This window comes from Sorangium sp. So ce381, assembly GCF_051473845.1.
Classification (GTDB): Bacteria; Myxococcota_A; Polyangia; order Polyangiales; family Polyangiaceae; genus Sorangium; species Sorangium atrum.
The window spans coordinates 9,871,059-9,895,777 of sequence record NZ_CP150336.1; the positions used below are offsets into that span (position 1 = coordinate 9,871,059).

The 24,719-nt window shown below is 72.5% G+C and carries 4 protein-coding genes and 2 pseudogenes; all 6 read left to right on the top strand.

The genetic code is table 11. The features are described 5' to 3' along the window. The first annotated feature begins 341 nt into the window (after positions 1-341). A complete protein-coding gene (locus WMF29_RS37095; RefSeq protein WP_437324826.1) occupies positions 342-2,870 on the top strand; it encodes a cytochrome c peroxidase in 2,529 nt (842 codons plus the stop codon). Between the two features lie 47 nt (positions 2,871-2,917). After that, positions 2,918-3,568, top strand: a complete 651-nt coding sequence (locus tag WMF29_RS37100) for a LolA family protein (RefSeq protein WP_437324827.1) — start codon at positions 2,918-2,920, stop codon at positions 3,566-3,568. Positions 3,569-4,159: 591 nt separating this feature from the next. After that, positions 4,160-10,777 (top strand): amino acid adenylation domain-containing protein, encoded by a 6,618-nt coding sequence (locus tag WMF29_RS37105; protein WP_437324828.1) that lies wholly within the window; start codon positions 4,160-4,162, stop codon positions 10,775-10,777. A gap of 3 nt (positions 10,778-10,780) precedes the next feature. After that, on the top strand, positions 10,781-16,189 hold the full coding sequence (locus tag WMF29_RS37110; RefSeq protein ID WP_437324829.1) for an SDR family NAD(P)-dependent oxidoreductase: 5,409 nt from the start codon (positions 10,781-10,783) through the stop codon (positions 16,187-16,189). Positions 16,190-16,227: 38 nt separating this feature from the next. Beyond that, positions 16,228-17,670: pseudogene (locus tag WMF29_RS37115) on the top strand (condensation domain-containing protein); the annotation flags it as partial. 29 nt (positions 17,671-17,699) lie between these two features. Then, positions 17,700-24,686, top strand: a pseudogene (locus WMF29_RS37120) (non-ribosomal peptide synthetase); the annotation flags it as partial. Positions 24,687-24,719: the final 33 nt, after the last annotated feature.

Consider the following 24,719-nt stretch of genomic DNA (forward strand, 5'->3'; position numbering starts at 1 on the left):
CGTCTCCATACCGTGACGCCGTTGTGGTGAGCGTGGCGAGCGAGCGCGACAGCCGCGCGCCCGGGATGCGCCTCATCCCGCGGGCGAGCACGAAAGCGCCGCGCCGCCGCGCCGACGAGGGCCCTCCCCGCAGCGCAGCGGCGACACACCCGACGCGAAATCGCAATTATTTCGGCGTGGTTTCGGGGTGCCATCTCTTCACACGCCCGTACACCGGAGGTGGGACACCTCTCGTCCGGCGTGGCCTTACCGCAAGATTGCCTAGCGCGACCTTCCGTCCGACAATGCGATTCGGGGCGCCAAGGTCGCGGCATCGGAGCGGCGACCGGGTCGACCAGACCATGACGGACATCAACCTGATCAACACGACCCTCGATCAACGGTACCTCATCCTCGGGCTGCTCGGGGAAGGCGGGATGGGGGCAGTCTACGAGGCACGGCACCTGGGCACGGGCCGCCGCGTCGCCGTCAAGGTGATCACGAGCAAGCTCGCGCAGGACGAGGCGGTGATGGCCCGCTTCGAGCGCGAGGCCAGGGCGGCCGGCGCGATCGACAGCGAGCACATCGCGAGCGTGCTCGATAGCGGCAGGGACCGCGCGACCGGCCTGCCCTTCCTCGTGATGGAGCTGCTCAACGGCGAGGACGTCGACCAGATGCTCCGGCGGCTCGGCCCCCTGCCGCCCGAGCTCGCGCTCTGCATCGTGGCCCAGGCGTGCATGGGCCTCATCAAGGCGCACGACGCGCGCGTCCTCCACCGCGACATCAAGCCCGCCAACCTGTTCCTGGCGCGGCGCGACGGGGGCGAGTACTCGGTCAAGCTGCTCGACTTCGGCGTCGCCAAGATCCAGGCCGACGACTCGTTCGAGCACCACCAGGAGCTCACGGCCACGAGCAACCTGATCGGCTCGCCCATCTACATGTCGCCCGAGCAGGCGCGCAACATGCGGGACGTCGACGGCCGGACCGACGTCTGGTCGCTCGGCATCGTCCTCTTCAAGATGCTCGCCGGGCGCACCCCCTACAGGAACTCGCGGGGGCTGGGCGAGCTCATCGTCGCGATCTGCTCGACCCCGGCGCCGCCCATCCAGAGCCTGGCGCCCTGGGTGCCGTACGAGGTCTCCGAGATCGTCGCGCGCGCGCTCCAGATCGACAGGAACCTGCGCTTCCAGAGCGCGGCGGAGATGCTCGACGAGTGCCGGATGCTGCTGCCGCACGGCATCTCGATCCACGAGAGCATGCTGCGGCCCCTGCCCGACTCGGTGCAGGCCGACGCCCCGCCGCCCTCGCAGGGGCCGCCGAACCCCGACGCCCCGACGCGGCGCCCGCCCACGCCCGTGGGGACGCCCCGCAGCTGGCAGAACAGCGCGGAGCTCTCCCGGCGCACGCCGACGCCCGCGGGCACGTCCCGCAGCTGGCCGGACCCCGGTGACCTCTCGACGCGGCGCCCGCCCACGCCCGTGGGGACGCCCCGCAGCTGGCCCGAGCACGTCACGCACAGCGGGCCCCTCGGCCAGAGCGGTCACCACCACGCGACCCAGAGCGGCCACCACGCGACCCAGAGCGGCCACCACACGACCCCGCACGGCCTCCTGATCCGCGGGCGCCCGGACGGCCCGCCCTCGTCGACGACCGGCGCCGGCACCTCCGTGCCGTTCCAGAGGACGATCATCGTGGCGGGCGATCCGCCGACCGCCCCCGTGCGGCAGCGCAGCAGGGCGGCCCCGCTCGTGGCGGCGGCGGCGCTGGTCGCGGCGACGGGCGCCGGCGTCGGCGCCTGGCTCGTGCAGAAGACGACGGCGGCGGCGTCCGCCCCGGCGACCGGCGGGACGCAGCCCGCGCCGGCGGCCGCCGCCCCGGCCGCGGCCACCGCGGCGCCGGGGGCGGCCGAGGCGCCGGCCGAGCCGGCCGTGCAGATCGATCCGGAGCGGCTCGGGAGCTTCAACCCGCTGCCGGCGGTCATCACGTCCTCGAGCAACCCGCTCACGGACGAGAAGATCAACCTCGGCCGGATGCTCTACTACGACACGCGGCTCTCGAAGAACCACGACCTCGCGTGCAACTCGTGCCACCCGCTCGACCGCTACGGCGCGGACGGGGCGAAGGTGTCGATCGGGCACGCCCACCAGAGCGGCCGCCGCAACACGCCGAGCGTGTACAACTCCGCGGGGTTCTTCTCGCTCATGTGGGACGGGCGCTTCGACAACGTCGAGGCCCAGGCCAACGGGCCGATGATGAACCCGAGCGAGATGGCGATGACGCCGGTGCGGCTGGAGGCGACGCTGCGCTCGATCCCGGAGTACGTGAAGGCGTTCGGCAGGGCGTTCCCGAACGATCCGTGGCCCGTCAACGCCAACAACACCGCGAAGGCGATCGGCGCGTTCGAGCGCAAGCTGATCACGCGCGGGCGGTGGGACCAGTTCCTGGAGGGGGAGCCCGAGGCCCTGACCAACGCGGAGAAGGAAGGGTTCAACACGTTCGTCGAGGTCGGCTGCGTGACGTGCCATTTCGGCCCGCACGTCGGGGCGACGATGTTCCAGAAGCTCGGCCTCGTGCGGTCGTGGCCGGACACGATGGACCGCGGCGTCTTCGAGATCACGAAGAAGCAGGCCGATTTCATGGTCTTCCGGGTGCCGACGCTCCGCAACGTGGCCATGACGGCGCCGTACTTCCACGACGGGTCCGTCTCGTCGCTGCAGGAGGCGGTGCGGCTCATGGGGAAGCACCAGCTCGGCAAGGACCTTTCCCATGCCCAGGTCGAGCAGATCGTTGTGTGGCTGAAGAGCCTGACGGGCGAGCTCCCGAAGGAGTACATCGCGAAGCCGGACCTGCCGGAGAGCGGGCCCAACACGCCGAAGCCCATTGCGGATTGAGCGCGGCCCGCTCGTCTGACATGAACATGTCAGAGGACGAGACGAGGATGCAGCGACGATCTTTCTTGATGGGGCTCGCGGCGTGCGGCGGGGCGCTGTCGGTCGGCAGCCACGCGCGCCGCGCGCGCGCGGACGAGGTGGGCGACGCGCTCGCCGAGATCACGCGGGCGCGCGCGTCGGTGAAGACGCTGGTCGCGCCGTTCACGCAGGAGCGGAGCATCGGCCTGCTGGCGACGGCGGTGAAGAGCGACGGCGAGATGACGCTGGTGCTGCCCGACCGGCTCCGGTGGGAGCTGAAGCCGCCGGACGCGATCACCTACTGGATCACGCCCGAGGGGTTCGGCTTCGCGACGCCGAAGGGCGCGACGGGCGCGGGGCGGGGCGCGGCGGGGCGCTTCGGGGCGGTGCTGTCGGACCTCCTGGTGCTGCTGGGCGGCGACCTCGGGAAGCTGCGGGCGCGCTACGATCTGTCGATCCCGAGCCGCGCGGACGGGATCACGCTGGCGGCGCGGCCGCGGGCCGAGGAGGTCGCGAAGCACGTGCGCAGCCTCGAGATGACCTCGGGGCCGGAGCTGTGGTCGGTGCGGCGCGTGGTCATCGAGGAGCGGAACGGCGACCGGAGCGTCATCGCGTTCGGCAAGGTGGCGCGCGACGTGAGCGTGGATCCGGCGCGGATGAAGGCCCCGAAGCAGGGCTGAGCGGGCGCGAGGGCAACGAGCACGCGGGCGGCGGGCGTGGCGTCGACGACGCGCGCGCGCCGTCCGACCAGGAGCAGCGCTTCGAGACGCCGTTGTCGCTCGGCCCGAGAGCGGCTGTGCGCCGCGCGCGGACCATTCGCCAGTTTGCGACAGATCGAGCGCGTGATCTCTTCATGCAACCGGGCTCGTCGGCCGGCATCGTTCTCAACAATAAATAACACTATTTAACGATTGCCCCCTGCGAGGCGATCATGCGGTGAGCGCGCCTAGCACATCACCGCGCCACAGGCCTCTTCCGCATCATCGGGAGACGTCATGCTCCGTCGATGGGTGGGCTAGACAAGCCCTCTCCTTCGTGGCATGACCTGCGCCCGTTGCTCGAGCGTTCCCCGTAACCCACGATCCTCTCGGGCTCGCAGCGAAGCGAGGCCGAGCCCGGTGAATCACCTCGACCGTTGGCGCACACTGCATCTCCCGCAGAGCATTCGATGCGTTGCGGGCCGCATGCATCGATTCGATGGGTGAAGCGCCTGGGTGCGCGCAGGGGGTCTTGCGTGCTTGAATCGAAAGGAACCGTTCGTGACACTTGGCATGACTTTTTCTGGGCATGCGCCCGGCGCCGCACAGGACGACCTGTCTGGATCTCGGAGCGCCCTGACGTCACTGCCTGAGCTGCTCGCTCGCCGCGCGGAAGAGCTCGGCGACGCGCCCGCGTACGTCCATCTCCACGAAGGCGAAGAGGAGACGGCGGCGCTCTCGTTCGCCGCGCTCCACGCCCGCGCTCAGGCGATCGCCGCATTCCTCCGCGCGCGCTATCCAGCGAAGAGCCGCGTCCTCCTCCTGTTCGCGCCTGGTCTCGAGTTCATCGAGGCGTTCTTCGGCTGCCTGCTGGCGGACATGGTGGCTGTCCCGACCTCGCTCCCGCGGCCGAATCGGACGGAGTCTCGGTTCGACGCCATCACGGCCGACTGTGCCCCTGCGTGCGCGCTCGCCGCGGGAGCCGCGCCGCGGGAGCGGAGCGCGTCGACCTCGCGCTCCGGGCTCGCGGTTCACACGCTGGAGGAGTGCTCCTCGGGCGCGGAAGCCGGACGCGTGAGCGGAGCCCCCGGCACGACAGACGACGTCGCGTACCTGCAATATACCTCCGGCTCGACCTCCAGCCCCAAGGGCGTGATGGTCAGCCATCGCAACGTCCTGCAGAACTGCCGCATGCTCGCCGAGGGGTTCGGGATCGAGCGCGGCGACACCTTCGTCAGCTGGCTGCCCCACTTCCACGATCTGGGGCTGATCCACGGGATCATGCTGCCGCTCTTCGTGGGCGGCAGATGCGTCAGCATGCCTCCGGCGTCGTTCATCTTCCGGCCCATGCGCTGGCTCGAGGCGCTGTCGCGCCACCGCGGCCACCACAGCGCGGCTCCGAACTTCGCCTTCGATCTCTGCGTGGCGAGCTCGACCGCCGAGCAGCGCGCCCGGCTCGATCTGTCCGCCTGGAAGACGGTGATCAACGGGGCCGAGCCCGTCCGCGCGGGGACCCTCGCGCGCTTCCTCGAGGCCTTCGCGCCGAGCGGATTCCGGCCCGACGCGCTGCGGCCCTCCTACGGCCTGGCCGAGGCGACGCTGGGGGTCAGCGTCTCGCCGAGGCGCCCGCCGCGCGTCGTCCGGGTGAGCTCCACGGAGCTGCAACAGGGGCGGGTGCGCGCCTGCGCCGCGGCGGAGCCCGACGCACAGGAGATCGTGAGCTGCGGCCGGCCCCTGCCCGGCACGCGCGTCGCGATCGTCGATCCAGCCAGCGGAGCGCCCGCGCCGGATCTGCAGGTGGGCGAGGTGTGGGTCGAGAGCAGCGCGGTGGTGGGCGGCTACTGGAAGAACCCGGAGGCGACCAGCGCCTCGTTCGGCGCGCGGCTGCGCGGCGCGGGCGACCTGCGCTTCCTGCGGACCGGCGATCTCGGCTTCTTGCAGGAGGGAGAGCTGTTCATCACAGGGCGGCTCAAGGACGTCATCATCGTCCGGGGGCGCAATTACTATCCGCAGGACATCGAGCTCGCTGTGTGCTCCGCCCACGAGGCCTTTGCGCCCGACGCTGGAGCAGCGTTCTCCGTGGGCCTCGAGGATGGGTCGAGCCTCCCCGCCGAGGAGCCGGAGGCGATCGTCGTCTGCCAGGAGATCAAGCGCGGGCAGCACGGGCTCGATCTCGAGGCGCTGGCGCGCGCCGCTCGGCGCGCCGTGGCGCAGCAGTTCGGGCTCCCGGTGCACGCGGTCGTGCTCCTCCCCCCGCGCCGCCTCCCCAAGACAACGAGCGGGAAAGTGCAGCGGAGGGCGTGCAAGGCGGCCTTTCTGCGCGGCGAGCTGGAGCCCCTCGGCGTGTTCCACGGCGCGAACGCGCGCGACGGCGCGGCCGCGGCCCAGGACGGGCCCTCCGCGACGGGAGGCGCGCAGCCCGGCGGATCGAGCTGTACCGCGCGCCTCGGGGCGCTCGTGGGAGACCTCCTTCAGGTGGACAGCGCGCAGCTGCGCTGGGACGTGCCGCTCGTCGAGATCGGGCTCGAGTCGGTCAAGGCGATCCAGCTGGCGGAGCGCATCGCGGGGCTCAGCGGCAGGCAGATCTCGCCGGCGAGCTTGATCGAGGGAATGACGTTGAGCGAGCTGTCGCGCCTGCTCGCCGGGCCGCTGTCGCCCGGCGATCGCGAGGAGGAGGCTCCAGTCGTCAGCCCAGGCGACGACGACCCGGGAGCGCCCTTTCCCCAGACCGACGTGCAGCGGGCGTATCTGGTCGGGCGCGAGAGCGCCTTCGACCTCGGGGGCGTCGGCTGTCACGGCTACCTCGAGCGGGAGTGCGATGGGCTGGATCTCGAGCGCTTCGAGCGAGCGTGGAATCGGGTCATCGCACGGCACGGGATGCTCAGGGCCGTGTTCACCGGAGACGGGCTCCAGCGGGTGCAGCGGACGGTGCCCCGCTTCGAGCCGAAGATCTGGGATCTTCGCGCGATGACGCCGGCCGACGCCGGCCGGGCGCTCGACGATATCCGTCATCGGCTGTCCCACCGCGTGTTCGCGCCCACGGAATGGCCCCTGTTCGACGCCGGCGTGTCGCTCCTTCCGGACGGCCGGCGCCGCGTGCACATCAACCTGGATCTCCTCGCGCTCGACGCCTGGAGCTGCGGGATCGTCTCGCGCGATCTGGAGCGCTTCTACGAGCAGCCCGAGCTCGAGCTGCCGCCGCTCGGCGTGACCTTCCGGGACTGCATCGTCGATGCGGAGCGCCATCGGCAGACAGCGGATCACGAGCGCTCGCTCGCGTTCTGGCGCGAGCGCGTGGCGAGCCTCCCCCCGGCGCCCGACCTGCCGCTCGCCAGGAAGCCTCGAGACGTCACGCCGCCCCGGTTCGTGCGGCACAGGGGGCGCCTCGACCGGACCGCGTGGGGATCGCTGAAGAGCCGGGCGAAGGCGAGCCGCCTCACGCCTTCGGCCGTCGTCCTCGCGGCGTTCGCCCAGGTGCTCGGGAAGTGGAGCGCTCGCCCGGAGTTCTCGCTCACGCTGACGTCGTTCGAGCGCCCGCGGCTGCACGAGGACGTCGCGGCGATCGTCGGCGACTTCACCACGGTGGTGCTGGTGGGCTTCGACGTGGGCGGGCGCAAAGCGGTCTCCGAGCTGGCGCGCGCCACGCAGGACCAGATCTGGAGGGCGATCGAGCACCGGCGCGCGGGGGCGATCCCGGCGCTCCGCCAGGCGCACGCGCCGAGCGTCCCCGTGGTGTTCACGAGCCTGCTGGGCCAGGGAGGGGCCGAGCCGCAGTCGCTGTTCTCCTGGCTCGGCAAGGAGGTCTTCATGGTCACCCAGACACCGCAGGTGTGGCTCGATCATCAGGTGACCGAGGACCAGGGAGAGCTCGCGTTCTCCTGGGATGTCGTCGAGGGGCTCTTTCCCGAGGGGATGGTCGGCGCGATGATCGAGTCCTATTTGGATCTGCTCACCCGGCTGGCGCACGGCGACGAGGCGCTCCAGCGGGCGAGGGTCGCGCTCCCGATCGCGCAGCAGGAGGCGCGCGCCCGGATGAACCGGACGCAGCAGGCCGCGCCGGAGGAGCTGCTCCACGCGGCGTTCCTCCGGAGCGCGGCGGCCCGCGGCGGGGCGCCCGCGGTGATCGCGGCCGAGGGGAGCATCACGTACGGGGAGCTCGACCGGCGGAGCAACGCCCTCGGCCGCGCCTTGCGGGCCCGCGGCGCGCGCCCCGACACCCTCGTCGCCATCGCCTGCGAGAAGGGCATTGCGCAGGCGCTCGGGGCGCTCGGCGTCCTCAAGTCCGGGGCTGCCTACCTGCCGGTGGATCCGGCGTGGCCCAGAGAGCGGCTCTGGGGGATCCTGGCGCAGGGCGAGGTGCAGATCGTCCTTACCCAGGCGCGGTTCGCGGAGCCGGCCCGGTGGCCCGCGGGGACGATCGTCGTGCCCCTGGACGCGCCGGGCGGGCTGTCAGAGGACGAGTCGCCCCTCGAGGCCGTTCAGCGGCCCGACGATCTGGCCTACGTCATCTTCACCTCGGGCTCGACGGGGAAGCCGAAGGGCGTGGCGATCGATCACCGCGGCGCCGTGAACACCCTCGCGGACGTGAACGCGCGCCTCGGCGTGAACGCCTCGGATCGTGTCCTGTCGCTCTCGTCGCTCGCCTTCGATCTGTCGGTCTACGACCTCTTCGGCCTGTGGGCGGCGGGGGGCGCGGTGGTGCTGCCCGAGCCGGGCCGGCTGCGCGATCCCGGACACTGGGAGGAGCTGATGTCCCGGCACGGCGTGACGCTGTGGAACACCGTCCCGGCGCTGATGCAGATGCTCGTGGAGCACCGGGCGGAGCGCCCGGGCGTCCCCGCGCCCCTGCGCGCCGTGCTCCTCAGCGGAGACTGGATCCCCGTGCCCCTGCCCGATCGCATCCGCGAGGCGTTCCCGGGCGCGTCGGTGCTTAGCCTCGGCGGGGCGACGGAGGCGTCCATCTGGTCCATCGCCTATCCGATCACCCGCGTGGATCCGAGCTGGAAGAGCATCCCTTACGGCAAGCCGCTCGCGAACCAGCGGTTCCACGTGCTCGACGGGGCGATGGATCCGTGTCCCGACGGGGTGCCCGGGCGCCTCTACATCGGCGGCGTGGGCCTCGCGCGCGGCTACTGGCGCGACGAGGAGAGGACGCGCGAGCGCTTCGTGACACACCCGGAGACCGGAGAGCGGCTGTACTGGACCGGCGACCTGGGACGCTGTCTGCCGGACGGGAACATCGAGTTCCTGGGACGCGAAGACTTCCAGGTGAAGATTCAAGGGCACAGGATCGAGCTCGAGGAGATCGAGGCCGCGCTGCTGCAGCACCCCGACGTGGCGAGCGCCGCTGTCTCGGTGGGGAGCACGGCGAGCGGTGGAAAGCGGCTCATCGCCCATGTCGTTCCGGCCCCGGGCAGGGCGCTCGAGGCGCCCGGGCTGCGGGCGTTCGTCGCCTCGAAGCTCCCGGACTACATGGTGCCGAGCGCCTTCGTGGAGGCGCGCCGCCTCCCCCTCACCAGCAACGGCAAGGTCGATCGCAGCGCCCTTCCGGATCCAGCGCGGGACCCCGGCGTGGAAGAGCAGGTCATCGCGCCTCCGCGGGCCACCGCGGCTGATCCGGCGCTCGCGCCCGGGGTCGAGGAGCTGCTCCGCGAGCACCCGAGCGTCGCGGCAGCGAGGGTGGAGCGCGCCGCGGGCGAGCGCGCCGGGCTGGTCGCGTACGTGACGGCGCGGGAGGGCGCGGCAGACCCGGAGGTCCCCTTGCTGCAGGATCCGATCGCGAAGCTGAAGTTCAAGCTGAGCAAGCCGGCGCAGCGCGACGATCTCTCCGGGGCCGCCATCCCCCTGATCGCCCGCGCGCGCACGGACGAGGATCTCTCGGCGTTCGCGCGGCGGCGCAGCTATCGCCAGTTCCGGAGCGAGCCCATCGCCTTCGAACGTCTGGCGCGCTTCCTGAGGCAGCTGTCTCCGGTGAGGCTGCCGGGCTATCCGCTCGCCAAGCAGCTCTACGCCTCGGCGGGCAACCTGTATCCGGTGCACGTGTACCTGTATGTGAAGCCGGATCGGATCGAGCGGGTCCCCGGAGGCACGTACTACTTCCACCCCGAGCGCGAGCAGCTGGTCGCGATCCAGCCCGGCGCGCACATCGACCGATCGGTCCACGGAGGTCCCAACGGGCAGGCGTTCGACAGCTCGGCGTTCAGCGTGTACCTCGTGGCGGATCTCGGCGCCATCGAGCCGGTGTACGGCAGCCGGGCGCGGGATCTGTGCCTCATGGAGGCCGGCGTCATCGCCCATCTGCTCGAGTCGACGGCGCCGGATCACCAGATCGGCCTCTGTCAGACGGGCGGATTCGACTTCGCGCAGGTCGCCCACCTCTTCCAGGTCGGCCCGCGCCACGAATACCTCCACGGCCTCGTCGGGGGGGCCATCTCGGACGCGGACACCACCCTCGAGGCGCTGGCCCGCGAGTCGGCGGCGCTGGCGGCCATGGTCGACGCCGCGACGCGCGCCGCGTCGCCGCAGGGAGTTGCCCTGGCGAGGCCGGAGCGGCCGCGCGATGGGCTCGCGCGAGCGCTCTCGTCGTACGTCGCGGAGCGCTGGACGGAGGAGCCCGTCAGGGTGGTCGTCGTCGACAGGCTCCCTGGCCCGGCGGAGGGCGCGCAGCGGTCGGTCCCGGAGGGCGCGCAGCGATCAGCCCCGGAGGGCGCGCAGCGGTCAGCCCCGGAGGACGCGCCGCCGCCCGCGGAGCGAGCCAGGGCGAGGCCCGCCGCGGTGGCGAGCGACGGGCTGGAGAGCGCCATCGCCGGCATCTGGGCCGAGGTGCTGAGGCGCCCGCGCGTCGGTCACGACGACAACTTCTTCGACCTCGGGGGCGACTCGCTCCTGCTCGTCAGCATGGCGCGCAGCCTCCGCGAGCGCTTCAGCCGCGATGTTCCCCTCGTGCACCTGTTCGAGCATCCGACGGTGTCCCAGCAGGCGGCGTACCTGAGGGCGCTCGGGGTGAACGCGCCCCCCTCGGCGAAAGGCGACGATGCGGCGGCGGTCGGGGCCGCGCCGGGCACGGCGGAGGGCGCCCGGTTCGACGCCATCACCGCGCGCGCCCGGCGGCAGCGCGAGCGCGGCCTGGAGCGGCGCGGGCTCGCGCCGGAACAGGCCCAGGCCTCGCGCCAGGGCAAGCCGGAGGATTGAGCGATGCAGGACCTCGGAGATCTGCGCGACGCCGTCGCGATCGTCGGGCTGAGCGGGCGGTTCCCGCAGGCGAACGATCCGGAGGCGTTCTGGAGGAACCTGCGCGATGGCAGGGAGTCCATCGCCCGCTTCACGGAAGAGGAGCTACTCGCCGCCGGGGTCCCTCGCGCCCAGGTGCGGGATCCGGGCTACGTCAAGGCGCGACCTTGCCTCGACAGGCCGGAGTGGTTCGACGCCGACTTCTTCGGATACAGCGAGCGGGAGGCGCAGTGGATCGATCCGCAGCAGCGGCTGTTCCTCGAGTGCGCGTACGAGGCCCTCGAGGACGCGGGTCACGACGCCGAGCGGTTCCCCGGCTGGATAGGCGTCTTCGCCGGCGCCAAGATGAACTCGTATCTCCTCTCGCACCACCGCGCGCTGCTCCGGAAGTTCGAGTCCTCCGAGGCGATGCAGCTCCTGATCGCGAGCGACAAGGACTATCTGACGACGCGCGTCGCGTACAAACTCAACCTCAAGGGACCGAGCATCAGCGTCCAGACGGCCTGCTCCACAGGGCTCGCGGCGGTCCATCAAGCATGCCAGAGCCTGCGCGCCGTCGAGTGCGACATGGCGATCGCGGGCGCGGCGTCGGTGATGTTCCCGGAGCGGCGCGGGTACTTCTACGAGAAGGGCGGGCCATGCTCCCCCGACGGCCACTGCCGTCCTTTCGACGCCGACGCCGCGGGGACCGTGTTCGGCGACGCGGTCGGGGTCGTCGTGCTGAGGCGGCTCGAGGACGCGCTCGCGCAGGGCGATTTCATCCACGCGATCGTCCTCGGGTCCGCGACGAACAACGACGGCTCCGCCAAGGTCGGGTACACCGCCCCGAGCGTCGACGGGCAAGCCTCGGTGATCGTGATGGCGCACGAGGTGGCCGGCGTCCGGCCGGACACCATCGATTATGTCGAGGCGCACGGGACCGGCACGTCGCTTGGCGACCCCATCGAGGTCCGCGCCCTGGAGCAGGCCTTCCGGCGCGCCGCAGCCCCGCTCCACCGGTGCGCCCTCGGATCGGTGAAAGGGAACGTGGGCCACTCGAACACGGCGGCCGGCATCGTCGGGCTCATCAAGACGGTGCTGGCGCTCCGGCACGCGCAGATCCCGGCCACGCTCCACTACCGGCGGCCCAACGCGGAGATCGACTTCGACAGCTCCCCTTTCTATGTGAACACGGAGCTCCGCGCCTGGCCGAGGGACAACGGCCCTCGGCGAGCGGGCGTGAGCTCGTTCGGGATCGGGGGAGCCAACGTGCACGCGGTCCTCCAGGAAGGGCCGGCGTACCAGCCGACCCCCGCCGGAGAGAGCGAGATCCTGGCGCTGTCGGCCCGGAGCGAGGCGGCCCTGGCAGCGATGCGATCGCGCCTCGCGGAGCACCTCGAGGGGCACCCGGAGATCTCCTTGCGCGACGCGGCGTTCACGCTGCTCGAGGGGAGGCGGAGGTTCTCGCACCGCGATTTCGTCGTCGCGTCGTCGTCGCCCGACGCCGTCACGCGGCTGCGCGCGCCCAGGGCGGGGCGAGGGGCGCGGACGGGCGCGGCCGGCGTGGTGATGCTGTTCACCGGCCAGGGGAGCCAGCACCCTGGAATGGGCCGGTCGCTGTACGAGGAGCACGCCGTCTTCCGCAAGACCCTGGACGAGTGCGCGGAGCGGCTCCGGCCGCTCCTTGGCCGTGACCTGCGAGCGCTCCTGTTCAATGGCCCGGCCGAGGAGCTCCGGGAGACGGAGGTTGCTCAGCCGGCGTTGTTCGCCGTCGAGTACGCCGCGGCACGACTGCTGGAGGAGTCGTGGGGAGCGCGCGCCGAGGCGCTCCTCGGGCACAGCGTCGGCGAGCTCGTGGCGGCCTGCGTCGCCGGGGTGTTCTCGCTCGAGGACGGGCTCCGGGCGGTCGCGGTGCGCGCGAGGTTGATGCAGTCGCTGCCGCGCGGGGCGATGCTCGCGGTGCCGCTGTCCGAGGGGGCGGCGCTCGAGAGCCTCACGCCCGCGCTGTCGCTCGCCGCGGTGAACGGGCCCGAGCTGTGCGTCGTCTCCGGCCCCGAGGCGGCCATCGCGAGGTACGAGGCGCAGCTCGGCGCGCGCGGGATCAAGGGCCGCCGGCTCCAGACCTCCCACGCGTTCCACTCCGCCGCGACCGAGCCGATCCTGGACGAGTTCCGCAGGGCCATGGCGGGGATCACGCTGCGCGAGCCCCGGATCCCCCTCCTCTCCAACGTCACCGGCGGGTGGATGACGGGCTCGATGGCGCGGAGCGCCCAGTACTGGGCTGACCACCTGCGGCGCGCGGTCCGCTTCGGCGACGGCGTCAAGGCGGCGCTCGAGGGCGAGGGACCGCATCTGTTCGTGGAGGTCGGGCCCGGTTCGACGCTGTGCTCGCTCGTGCGCGCGCAGCTCGGGGGGAGCGCGGAGAGCGCGGCCGTTCCGCTGCTGCCCGGGCCGGGCGACGCCGGGAAGGGCCGGCGCGTGCTGCTCGAGGCGGCCGGCGAGCTGTGGGCGCGCGGCGCCGACCTGCGCTGGCAGGCGGTCTTCCCGGACGCGCGGGCGCGCCGCGTCCCGTTGCCGACCTACCCCTTCGAGCGGAGGCGCCACGCGGTCGAGGACGGGCTGCCGGAGCCGTCCACGGGCACGGCGGAGACGATGGCCCCCGAGGGCGCGGAGGACACCGGGGGAGCGCGGCTGTTCCGGCTCCGCTGGTCTCGTCTCCACGAGGCCGCCTCGGTATCCCGGATCGAGAACGGGGCGCCGTGGCTGCTCCTCACCGACGCAGACGAGGGCGCGGCCGCGCTGGAGGCGCACGTCCGCGGCTCGGGCGCTCGCGTGATCACCGCGCGCCCAGGGCCGGCGTTCGCCGCGTCGGGCGACCTCGCGTTCGTCCTGCGCCCTGACAGCGAGGAGGATTTCCGGGCGCTGCTCTCGACCCTCGACGGGCAAGGCCTCTTTCCCCGGCGCATCGTCCACCTGTGGAGCGCGCTTGGGGGGCCGGGCGAGGGCCCTGGAGCGATCTTGCGGAGGGGCTTGCTCAGCGTGTGCGCCGTCTCGCGGAGCCTCGGCGCCGCGCCGCCAGGGGCGGGGATCGAGCTCGCGATCGTGACCCGGGGAGCCCACGCGATCGCCGGCGAGACGATCCCATCGCCGGACCACGCCGCGCTCGTCGGCCTCTGCCGCAGCCTGGGCAACGAGCTGGCCGGCGTCCGCTGTCGCGCCGTCGATGTGATCCCGCCGCGCGACGGGGAGACCGCCACGTCGTGGGCGCGGGCCCTCTTCCGGGAGCTCGCGGGCGAGCCGGAGCACGACCTCGTGCTGCTGCGCGCGCAGCAGCGCTGGGTGCCCGCGTTCCAGGCGATCCCTCCATCTCCGGCCGCGGAAGCATCGCGCTTGCGGCGCGGGGGCGTCTACCTGATCACGGGCGCCTTCGGCGGGATCGGGCTGCGCCTTGCCGAGCACCTCGCGCGCGCCTGGTCGGCGAAGCTCGTGCTGATGGGGAGGACGCCGCTCCCGCCGCGATCGGAGTGGTCGAGCTACCGGGAGCGCGACGGGGCGCTGGCCGCGACCGCCGAGATCCTCGAGGCGCTCGGGCGGATGGAGGCGGAGGGCGCAGAGCTCGTCGTCGCCGCCGGTGACGTCGTCGAGCCGCAGGACGTGGCGCGCGTCTTCGCCGAGGCGAGGACCCGCTTCGGGCGCATCGACGGGATCTTCCACGGCGCCGGGATCCCGGGCGCCGGCCCGCTCGAGGCGCGGACGAACGAGGAGATCTGCCGGGTGCTGTCGCCGAAGACCGCCGGGACGCGGAACCTCGCCGACCAGCTCGGGCAGGAGCGAGAGCAGCCCTTCCTCGTGCTGTTCTCATCGACGTTCTCGCACCTCGGGGCGACCGGACAGGCGGACTACGCCGCCGCGAACGCGTACCTCGACGCCTTCGCCGGGGCGCACCAGAGCGCGACCGGCAACCCGAGCTTCGCCGTCGCCTGGGACGGCTGGGAGCAGATCGGGATGGCGGCGCGGGCCGGGCTCACCCGGCCAGGGCCGTTGCCGCCTGGGCCAGGGTCGAGCCTCCGGGGGCACCACCCGCTGATCGACCGGGTGGACGGCGCGGCGCCCGGGCCGCGGGTGTTCCACAAGCGGTTGAGCCTGGCGCGCGACTGGCCTGTCGCGGAGCACCGGATGCAGCGCGCCGGGCTGGTCTCGGGCACGACCCTGATCGAGATGGCGCGGGCCGCGGCCACGCTCGCGGGGATGAGCGCCGTCGAGCTGCACGAGGTCCGCTTCCACGCGCCCTGCCGCGTGGAGGACGGAGCGCCGCAGGACGTCTATCTGGAGAGCGAGAGGAGCGGGGCGCGCACCGAATTCTCGATCTTCGCCCCTGGCCCCGCCGGGGCCAGGGAGCGGCTCGCGTCGGGCACCTGGACGCCCGCGCTCGACGAGGCGCGCGAGCGCGCGCCTGTCGCGTCGATCCGGCGGCGCTGCCGCCCGGCGGCCGCGCGGCAGCTCTTCGAGGCCGTCAACGCGAGCGGCTTGCTCCGGTGGGGACCTCGCTGGGACTGCATCGAATCGCTCCATGTCGGGGAGGACGAGGCGCTCGCCGAGCTCCGTCTTCGCCCGGAGTTCGCGGAGGACCTGTCCGTGTACGGCCTGCACCCGGCGCTGCTCGACGTGGCCACCTCGGTGACCGCCGTGCTCGACCCGCGAGGGATCTACCTCCCCGCGGGGTACGGCCGCGTGGTCTGCCTGGCGCCCACTCCATCGAGGCTGTTCAGCCATGTTCGCCTGCGCCGGGAGGAGACCGAGCCTGGCCGTGTGCTCTCCGCGGACGTGACCCTGCTCGACGAGCAGGGGCGGGTCATCGCCGACGTCACCCGCTTCGTCCTCCAGCGCGTCCACGGCGGCGCCGCCCTCGCCGCGCCGTCGCGGAGAGCGTCGCGCGGCATCGACCCGGAGGACGGGATGGAGGCGCTCGAGCAGATCCTCGCGCTCGCCGGGCCCGAGCAGATCGTGGTCTCGCCGCGCGACTTCCCGGCCCTCGCCGAGCAGCAGCGCCGCGCCCGGCTGGAGCCCTCCGCGAGCCCGCGGCGGCCCCTCGGCGACGACGAGCGGCCTCGCGACGAGATAGAGCGCGTTGTGTGCTCGCAGTGGGAGGAGCTGCTCGGCCGGCGGCCGATCGGCATCCACGACGAGTTCTTCAGCCTCGGCGGCCACTCGCTCCTGGCGATCCAGATCCTCTCGCGGATCAACGACGCGTTCGACGTCGAGCTGCCGAAGCAGGACATGTTCGAGGGGGCGACAGTCGCCCGGCTCGCCGAGAAGATCACGAGCGCTCTCGCCGAGCGCCTCGCGATGCTCGAGTCGATGACAGACGCGGCCGCGCCCGGCGAGCCGTCCTGAGCCGTGAACACGCCGGAACCCGGGAGAGGAGCGTCGAGGTGAGCGAGCTAGAGCAGCGGATCAAAGGCCTGTCGTCCCAGGAGCTCAAGGCGCTCGTCGCGAAGCTGAAGGGACAACGTCCGTCCGGCGACGGCGCGGCGGCGGGGCCGCAGCGGACCGGGACGCGGTCGAGGTTCCCCCTGTCGTTCGCGCAGCAGCGGCTCTGGTTCCTGTACCGATATGAGCCCGACAGCCCTGCCTACAACCTCCAGGGGGCCGCGCGGCTCCGGGGTTCGCTCGACGTCGCCGCGCTCGAGCGGGCCATCTCGCTCCTCGTGGAGCGACACGAGATCTTGCGGACGCGCTTCGGCGAGGACGCCGAGGAGGCCTACCAGGAGGTGCTGCCGCCGTCCGGCGTCGCCGTGGCGGTCACGGACCTCTCCACGATCGATCCGGCGGCGCGAGAGCGCGAGCTCGCCCTCCGGTGCGCGGAGATCGCCCGGGCGCCCTTCGTGCTGGAGCGAGGCGACCTCCTCCGGACAGCGCTCTTTCGCCTGGCCGCAGAGGAGCACGTCCTGCTCATGGCGACTCACCACATCGCCAGCGACCACTGGAGCTGGGGCGTGCTGCTCCGGGACCTCGGCGCGCTCTACAATGAGCTCGTCGCGGGGCGCGCCCCGCGGCTGGCCGAGCTGCCCGTCCGGTACGGCGATCACGCCGTCTGGCAGCGGAGCCAGTGGAGCCAGGAGCGCCTTCAGCGGGCGCTCGCGTACTGGAAGGAGCGGCTGCGCGGCGCGCCGGCGCTCCTCGATCTTCCGCTGGACCGCCCGCGCCCGGCCTCGCAGGCGCACCGGGGGGCGAAGGCGTCGCTCACGCTGTCACCCCGGCTCGGCGCGGCGGTGAAGGCGCTGTGCCAGCGGGAGGGCGTCACCCTCTTCATGGCGCTCCTCGCCGCGTACCAGATCCTCCTCTGTCGCGTCGCGCAGAAGCTCGACGTCGTCGTCGGGTCGCCCGTCGCCGGGCGGACGCGGCGAGAGATCGAGCCGCTCGCCGGGATGTTCGTCAACAACCTCGCGCTCCGCGCCGACCTCTCGGACAACCCCAGCTTCGTCGAGCTGCTCCGCCGCACGAAGCGCGACGTGCTCGACGCCTTCGCGCACGACGATCTGCCGTTCGAGCTGCTCGTGGAGGCGCTGCAACCCGAGCGGAGCACGTCCCACGCGGCGCTGTTCCAGACCCTGTTCATCCTCCAGACCGCGGCGGCCGGTCTGCCGGCCTTCACCGGGCTCACGGTCGAGCCGGTCGAGGTGCCGGTGACGACATCGAAGTTCGACTGGACCGTCGAGGCCTGGGATCGCCCGCAGGGCCTCCGGCTCGATCTGGAGTACGACACCGACCTGTTCCGCTGCGATACGGCGGAGCGGATGCTCAGGAGCTATGAGGCGCTCCTGCGCGCGGCGGCGGCGCGCCCCGACACGCGCGTGCTCCACCTGCCGGTCGTGCACGAGGCCGACGCGCTGCACCTCGATCGATGGAACCGGACAGAGCGATCTTTCCCCGAGGAGCTCTGCGTCCACGAGCTCTTCGAGCGGCAGGCGCAGCGCCACCCGGAGCGCGTCGCGCTCGCGCTCGGTGAGGGCGAGATCACGTACGGAGAGCTCGACCGCGCCTCGTCCCGCCTTGCGCGCCGGCTGCGCGCGATGGGCGTCGGCCCGGACGTCCCGGTGGCGATCTGCATGGAGCGATCGATCGAGCTCGTCATCGGGCTGCTCGCGATCCTGAGATCGGGCGGCGCCTACGTGCCCCTGGATCCCGCGCTGCCGGGCGAGCGCATCGCCTATATCCTGCGCGACGTCGGGGCCGCCGTCCTGCTCACGCAGCGCGCGCTGCGGCTCCCGCTCGCCGGCGAGCCGCAGCGGACGGCGTTCTTCGAGGATCTCACCGAGGATTCCGGCCTGGCCGAGGAGCCGCTCGCGACGCCGCCCTGCAGCCGGAACCTCGCCTACGTCATCTACACGTCGGGCTCGACCGGGCACCCCAAAGGCGTGCAGGTCGAGCACCGCAGCGTCGTGAACTTCCTTGAGGCGATGCGGGAAAGTCCCGGCCTCGACGCCGGCGACGTGCTGCTGTCGGTGACCACGGCGTCGTTCGATATCTCCGTCCTGGAGCTGTTTCTGCCGCTGAGCGTCGGCGGAAGGACGGTCCTCGTGTCCGCCGCCGAAGCGCGGGACGGCGCCGCGCTCCTGCGAGCGCTGGAGCGCTCGGGGGCGACGGTCATGCAGGCGACGCCGAGCACGTGGCGCCTCCTGCTCGCGGCGGGGTGGACGGGCAGCCCGCGCCTCCGCGCGCTGGCAGGCGGGGAGGCGCTGCCGCCGGATCTCGCCCGGGAGATCGGCGCGCGCGCGGGCTGCCTCTGGAACCTGTATGGCCCGACGGAGACGACCGTGTGGTCCGCCGCGGCGCGCGTCGACGATCCGGACAGGATCACCCTGGGATCCCCGATCGCCAACACGCGCATCTACCTCCTGGACGAGCGGCGCGAGCGGCTCCCGATCGGCGTGGCCGGGGAGCTGTACATCGGCGGAGCGGGCCTGGCCCGCGGGTATCACGGCCGGCCTGACCTGACCCGGGAGCGGTTCGTGGAAGACCCGTTCTCGCCGGCGCCGGGCGCGCGGATGTACCGCACCGGAGACCTGGCGCGGATCACGCACGACGGGCGGATCGAGTTCCTCGGCCGGATCGATCATCAGGTGAAGATCCGCGGCTTCCGCGTCGAGCTCGGCGAGATCGAGGCGACCGTGGCGCGCCACCCCGGCGTCGGGGAGTGCGTCTGCGCGGCGCACCGCGACGCGGTGGGCGAGGCGGTGCTCGTGGCCTATTACGTGCCCGCGGCGGGGCCGGTGAGCCCCGAGGCCCTCCGGGCGCACGCGCGCGCGTTCTTGCCCGAAGCCATGCTCCCGGCGCGCTTCGTCGAGCTGCCCCGGATGCCGCAGACGCCGAACGGCAAGATCGACCGCAAGGCGCTCCCGGGCCTGGACGCGCTGGAGCGCGCGCCGGCGCGCGATCGGCAGGAGCCGGCGACCGAGATGGAGAGGCTCGTGGCCGCCGTCTGGGAAGAGCTCCTCGGGCGCGCGCCGGGCAGGACCGACCATTTCTTCGAGCTCGGGGGCCATTCGCTGCTCGCGATGCGCGCCGTCTCCCGCATCCGCGAGCGCGCGGGCGCCGAGGTGCCGCTCCGGTGGCTGTTCGACACGCCGGCGCTCGCCGATCTGGCTCGGCGGATCGAGCAGATCGCGCGTCCGTCGACGCGTCCGGCGCTGCGCCGCCGCGACCCGGGCGGGGTGATCCCGCTGTCGTACGCGCAGACGCGGCTCTGGTTCCTGGATCGGCTGGCGCCCGGAACAGGGGCCTACAACGTCGGCGGCGCGGCCGAGATCGCGGGGCCCCTGTGCGTGCGCTCCCTGGAGCGCGCGATCCACGCCGTCATCGAGCGGCACGAGGCCCTCCGCACCGTGTTCCGCGTCGTGGACGGGGCTCCTGTCCAGATCGTCCAGCCATCGGCGCAGCTCGACTTCGAGGAGATCGATCATCGCGCGCTCGCCCGGGACGCGCGCGAGGCGGCGGCGCTCGCGCGGCTGCGGCGGATGGCCGGACGCCCGTTCGACCTCGCCCGAGGCCCCTGGTGCGGGCCGAGCTCGCGCGGCTCGACGACGAGCGGTACCTGTTCGCGTTCGCGATGCACCACATCGTGACGGACGGCTGGTCGCACGAGATCTTCGTGCGCGAGCTCGCCGCCGCTTATGAAGCGATCTCGGCGGGCGAGCGCCCGCGCTGGGAGCCGCTCCCGGTCCAGCACGGCGACCACGCGGTCCACGAGCGGCAGCGCTGGGACGAGGCGGCGCGCGGCGAGGAGATCGCCTTCTGGAAGGCCGAGCTCGCGGGGGCCAGCCAGACGCTCGATCTCCCGACGGATCACCCTCGCCCCGCGGAGAAGCGGTATCGGGGGGCGCGGCACCACTTCCGCTTTTCGCGGGCGCTGACCGAGGCCGTCGAGGACCTCGGCCGCGAGCGCGGCGTGACGCCGTTCATGGTCCTGATGGCCGGGTTCCTCGCGCTGCTCCACCGGCTCAGCGGGCAGACGGACCTCCTCGTCGGGACGCCGATCGCTGGGCGCGATCACCGCGAGCTCGAGGGCGTCATCGGGTGCTTCGTAAACACCCTTGTTTTCCGCGGCGATCTCGGGGACGACCCGGCCTTCAGCGCGCTCCTCGCGCGGGTGCGCGGCACCGCGGTGCGCGTGTTCGCGCACGCGGACATCCCCTTCGAGCGGCTCGTCAACGCCGTTCGACCGGAGCGAGATCTCGGCAGGACTCCGCTCTTCCAGGTGATGTTCGCCTTCCAGCCCAAGGTGCCAGCGCCGGTCTCGCTGGGCCGGGCGCGGGTGACGCCGATCGACCTGGATCCCGGCACATCTCAGTACGACATCACCCTGTCGATGCAGCGCGATGAAGCGACCCTGAGCGGTCATATCGAGTACGACACGGCGCTGTTCCGCGAGGCGACGATCGCGCGCCACGCCGAGCTCCTCCAGCGCCTCCTCACCGAGGCGGCGCGTGAGCCCGACAAGAGGGTCTCGGCGCTCCTCCTCGGCGAGGCGCTCGGACCCGCGACGGCAGCGGATGCGCGCCGGGCGCTCTCGGCGCCCGCGCTCCCGTTCGTGCGGAGCGACGTGGCAGGGGAGCCTCCTCGGCTCGTCCGCCGCGCCCGGCGCGTCGACGCTGGGCTCATCCGCGGGCTCGAGGCGCGCGCGGCGCTCCTCGGCGTGGCCCCGGGCGCGGCCATTGCCGCCGCCTTCGCGCAGGCGGTCGCCGCGTGGAGCACGTCGCCGCTGGCCGTCGTGGTCGGCGCGCCGGGCGAGCCGCCGAACGGAATGGTGTCCGTCTCCATCGGCGCAGGGAGCGGGCAGATCGAGGTGAGCCGCGGCGGCGAGGCGCCGTTCGTCGACCTCGCCCGGGCCTTCGACGAGGCCATCGCGCGCGCCGCGCCCGGGGCACGAGCGCCGGACGAAGCCGAGCGTCACCCCGGCGCGACGGCCGTCCGGCTGCGCGTCTGTGCGCCCTTCCGAACCGAGGGAGGAGGACAAGGCACGCTGGCTCCCTGCATCGAGCACGAGATCCAGCAGGACGACGGGGGCTTCGCGCTGCGCTTCGGCTCCGCCGATGATCTTTTCCCTGAAGGCCTCGCGGTGGATCTCCTGGACGCGTACGAGGCGCTCCTGAGCCGCCTCTCCCGGGACGGCGCGCCCTGGACCAGGGCGGCGACCATCGAGCTCCCGGAGCGGCAGCGCGCTGTCCGCGCCGGCGTCAACAGCACCACCCGAGAGGTCTCGAACGACCTCCTGCACAGCGGGTTCATGCGGCAAGCGGCGCTGAACCCCGCTGCGCCGGCGGTCATCAGCCCCGAGAGGACGCTCACCTACGGGGAGCTCGATCGGAAGAGCAGCGCGCTCGCCCGGCGCCTTCGCGCGCTCGGAGCCCGGCCGAACGCGCTCGTCGCGGTGGCCGCGGCGAAGGGGTGGGCGCAGATCGTGGCGATCCTGGCGGCCCTCAAATCGGGGGCGGCGTACCTGCCCGTCGATCCGGAGTGGCCCATCGAGCGCATCCGCGCGGTCCTGGATCAGGGGCAGGTGGAGATCGTCCTGACGCAGGAGCGTCTGGCCTCCTCGCTGGCCTGGCCCGGGGCCCTGCGCCTGATCGTGGTCGACGACGACAGCGCGTCCGCGTCGGAGGACGACAGCCCGGTCGCGGCGGTCCAGGGGCCGGACGATCTCGCCTATGTGCTGTTCACGTCGGGCTCGACGGGGAAGCCCAAGGGCGTGGCGCTCGACCACCGCGGTCCGCTGAACACGATCCTCGAGATCAACGAGCGCTTCGAGGTCTCCCCATCGGATCGCGCCCTCGCGCTCTCCGCCGTTCACTTCGATCTCTCGGTGTACGACGTGTTCGGCCTGCTCGGCGCGGGAGGCGCCCTGGTCATCCCCTCGCCCGAGGCGGCGCGGGATCCGGCGCACTGGCGGCACCTCATCGAGACCCACCGGGTCACGGTCTGGAACTCGGTGCCCGCGCTGATGCAGATGTTCGTCGAGCACCTCGGCGGCGCTCCTCCGGCGTGCCCCTCGCTGCGCTGGGTCATCCTGAGCGGCGACTGGATCCCCGTGCCCCTGCCCGATCGGATCCGCCGCGCTTGCCCCGGGGCGCGGGTCATCGGCGCGGGGGGGCCGACGGAGACGTCGATCTGGTCGATCTTCTATCCCGTCGGAGAGGTGGACTCGACCTGGAGGAGCATCCCTTACGGAAGGCCCCTCCCAAACCAGCGAGTCCACGTGCTCGACGAGCGCATGCAGCCATGTCCCGACTGGGTCGTCGGCCGCATGTACGTCGGCGGGATCTGCCTCGCCCGCGGCTACTACCGGGATCCCGCGCAGACCGCGGAGCGCTTCCTCGAGCACCCGGAGACGGGCGAGCGGCTCTACTGGACCGGCGATCTCGGGCGATTCCTTCCGGACGGGAACATCGAGTTCATCGGGCGTGAAGACTTCCAGGTGAAGATCCAGGGAAACCGCATCGAGCTCGGGGAGATCGAGGCCGCGCTGGCGCAGCATCCCGAGGTCGAGCAAGCGGTGGTGTGCGTGGAGTCGACCCCGAGCGGGGCCAGGCGTCTCGTCGCCTGCTATGTGGCGGAGCGGGGCGCCGCGCTCGAGCCTCGCGTCCTGGAGGAGGTCGTCGCCGCGAGGCTGCCGCAGTACATGGTGCCCAGCGCGTGGGTCGCTCTGGAGCGCATGCCGCTGACTGCCAATGGCAAGGTCGATCGGAAGGCGCTCCTCGAGCTCGCTCACCAGCAGCAACAAGGGGCCAGCGCGGCTTACCGGGCGCCGTCGTCGGAGGCAGAGCGCCGCATGGCCGCGCTCTGGGCCGGCGTCCTCAAGCTCGATCGGGTGGGCGTGGACGACAATTTCTTCGCGCTCGGAGGGGATTCGCTCCTCGGCATTGCGCTGGTCGAGCGGGCGCGGGAGGCGGGGCTCGACGTGACGCCGAGGCAGCTGTTCCAGCACCAGACGATCGCGCGCCTTTCGGCCGCTTGCGCCTCCCCGGACCGCGCGGCGGTGGACGTGGAACCAGAGAATGCGGAGCGGCCGCTCACCGTCCTCCAGCGCTGGTATCTGGAGGAGGCCCGCGGGCGCACCCGCCCGGCGCGCTGGAACGTGAACCTGCTGCTGGAGGCCGTGGCGCCGCTCGATCTCGACAGGCTCGCGCGCGCTTCGCTCGTCCTCGTCAACCGCCATGAGGCGCTCCGCGCGCGCTTCGAGCGCGCCCCGAGCGGCTTTCGCCAGGTGATCGACGCGCCGTGGACCGAGGCGCCGTTCGCCTGCGTGGATCTGTCGGGGATCCCGGAGGATCGGCGCCGGGCCGAGCTCGAGCGGCATTGCGATCGCATGCAGGACGAAGTCGAGCTCGAGCGCGGGCGGCTGTTCCGGATCGTGTTTTTCAGGTGGGACGAGCAGGGGCGAGGCCGGTTGTGGCTCAACGCGCACCACCTCGTGGTCGACTGGATGTCGATGATGATCGCCGCGCTCGATCTGCAATCCATCTACGATCAGCTCGCGACGACGGCCACGCCCCGCCTGCCGCCCACGGGCGCCTCCGCCGGCCGCTGGACACGCGCGCTCGAGCGGTGGGTGAGCGACGAGATCCTGCCGAACGAGCGCGCCTACTGGCTCTCGCTGCCCTGGGACGAGATCGATCTCCTGCCGGCGGACCATCCGGCGACGCGTCATCTCTATACGGTGGAGTCGGTCCGCGATCACTGGGCGTCGCTCTCGGAGCAGGAGTCTCAGGTCCTCTTGCGGGACTTGCCGGCGCGCTTCGGGGTGAGCACGGAGCACGCCCTCATCGCGGCGGTTCTCCGCGGCGTGACCGCGTGGACGGGCCGCGACTGGCAGGACATCATGGTCCTCAACTCGGGGCGTGATCTGATGCCCCATCACCCGGAGCTCGACGCGTCGCGCACGGTGGGGTGGCTGAGCGCCGAGCGGGTGCTCGTGCTCCGGCGCTCGAGCCAGGAAGAGCCGCTCGCGGCGCTGCTCGATACGAGCCGGCAGATCGATCGCATCCCGAACGGGGGCCACGGCTACAACCTCCTCAAGTACCTGGGCGGCGACGCCCCGCTCAGCGCGGAGCTCGGGCGGCTCCGGAAGCGACCGGGGATCCTGTTCAACTACCAGGGGCGCGTCGAGCCGCCTGCCCAGGGCTCGATCCTCCGCATGGCGAGCGAGTCCACGGGGTACGACGAGGCGGCGACGAACCTGCGGTTCAACCTGTTCGAGTGCCACGTCCTCGTCCGCGGAGGCGCCCTGACGTTCCGGTGGCGCTACAGCGCGAACGTGCATGCGCCGGCGACCGCGCAGCGGGTCGCCGGGGGCGTCATCGACGATCTGCGGGCGATCGCGCGCGCGTGCGGGTGAGCCGAGCGCGCGCCCGTGCGCGCGGCGGCG

What these genes read in the sequence shown, in the direction of transcription:
- WMF29_RS37110 (WP_437324829.1), top strand. Translation starts at nt 10,781, where the DNA reads ATGCAGGACCTCGGAGATCTGCGCGACGCCGTCGCGATCGTCGGGCTG.
- WMF29_RS37095 (WP_437324826.1), top strand. Translation starts at nt 342, where the DNA reads ATGACGGACATCAACCTGATCAACACGACCCTCGATCAACGGTACCTC.
- WMF29_RS37105 (WP_437324828.1), top strand. Translation starts at nt 4,160, where the DNA reads ATGACTTTTTCTGGGCATGCGCCCGGCGCCGCACAGGACGACCTGTCT.
- WMF29_RS37100 (WP_437324827.1), top strand. Translation starts at nt 2,918, where the DNA reads ATGCAGCGACGATCTTTCTTGATGGGGCTCGCGGCGTGCGGCGGGGCG.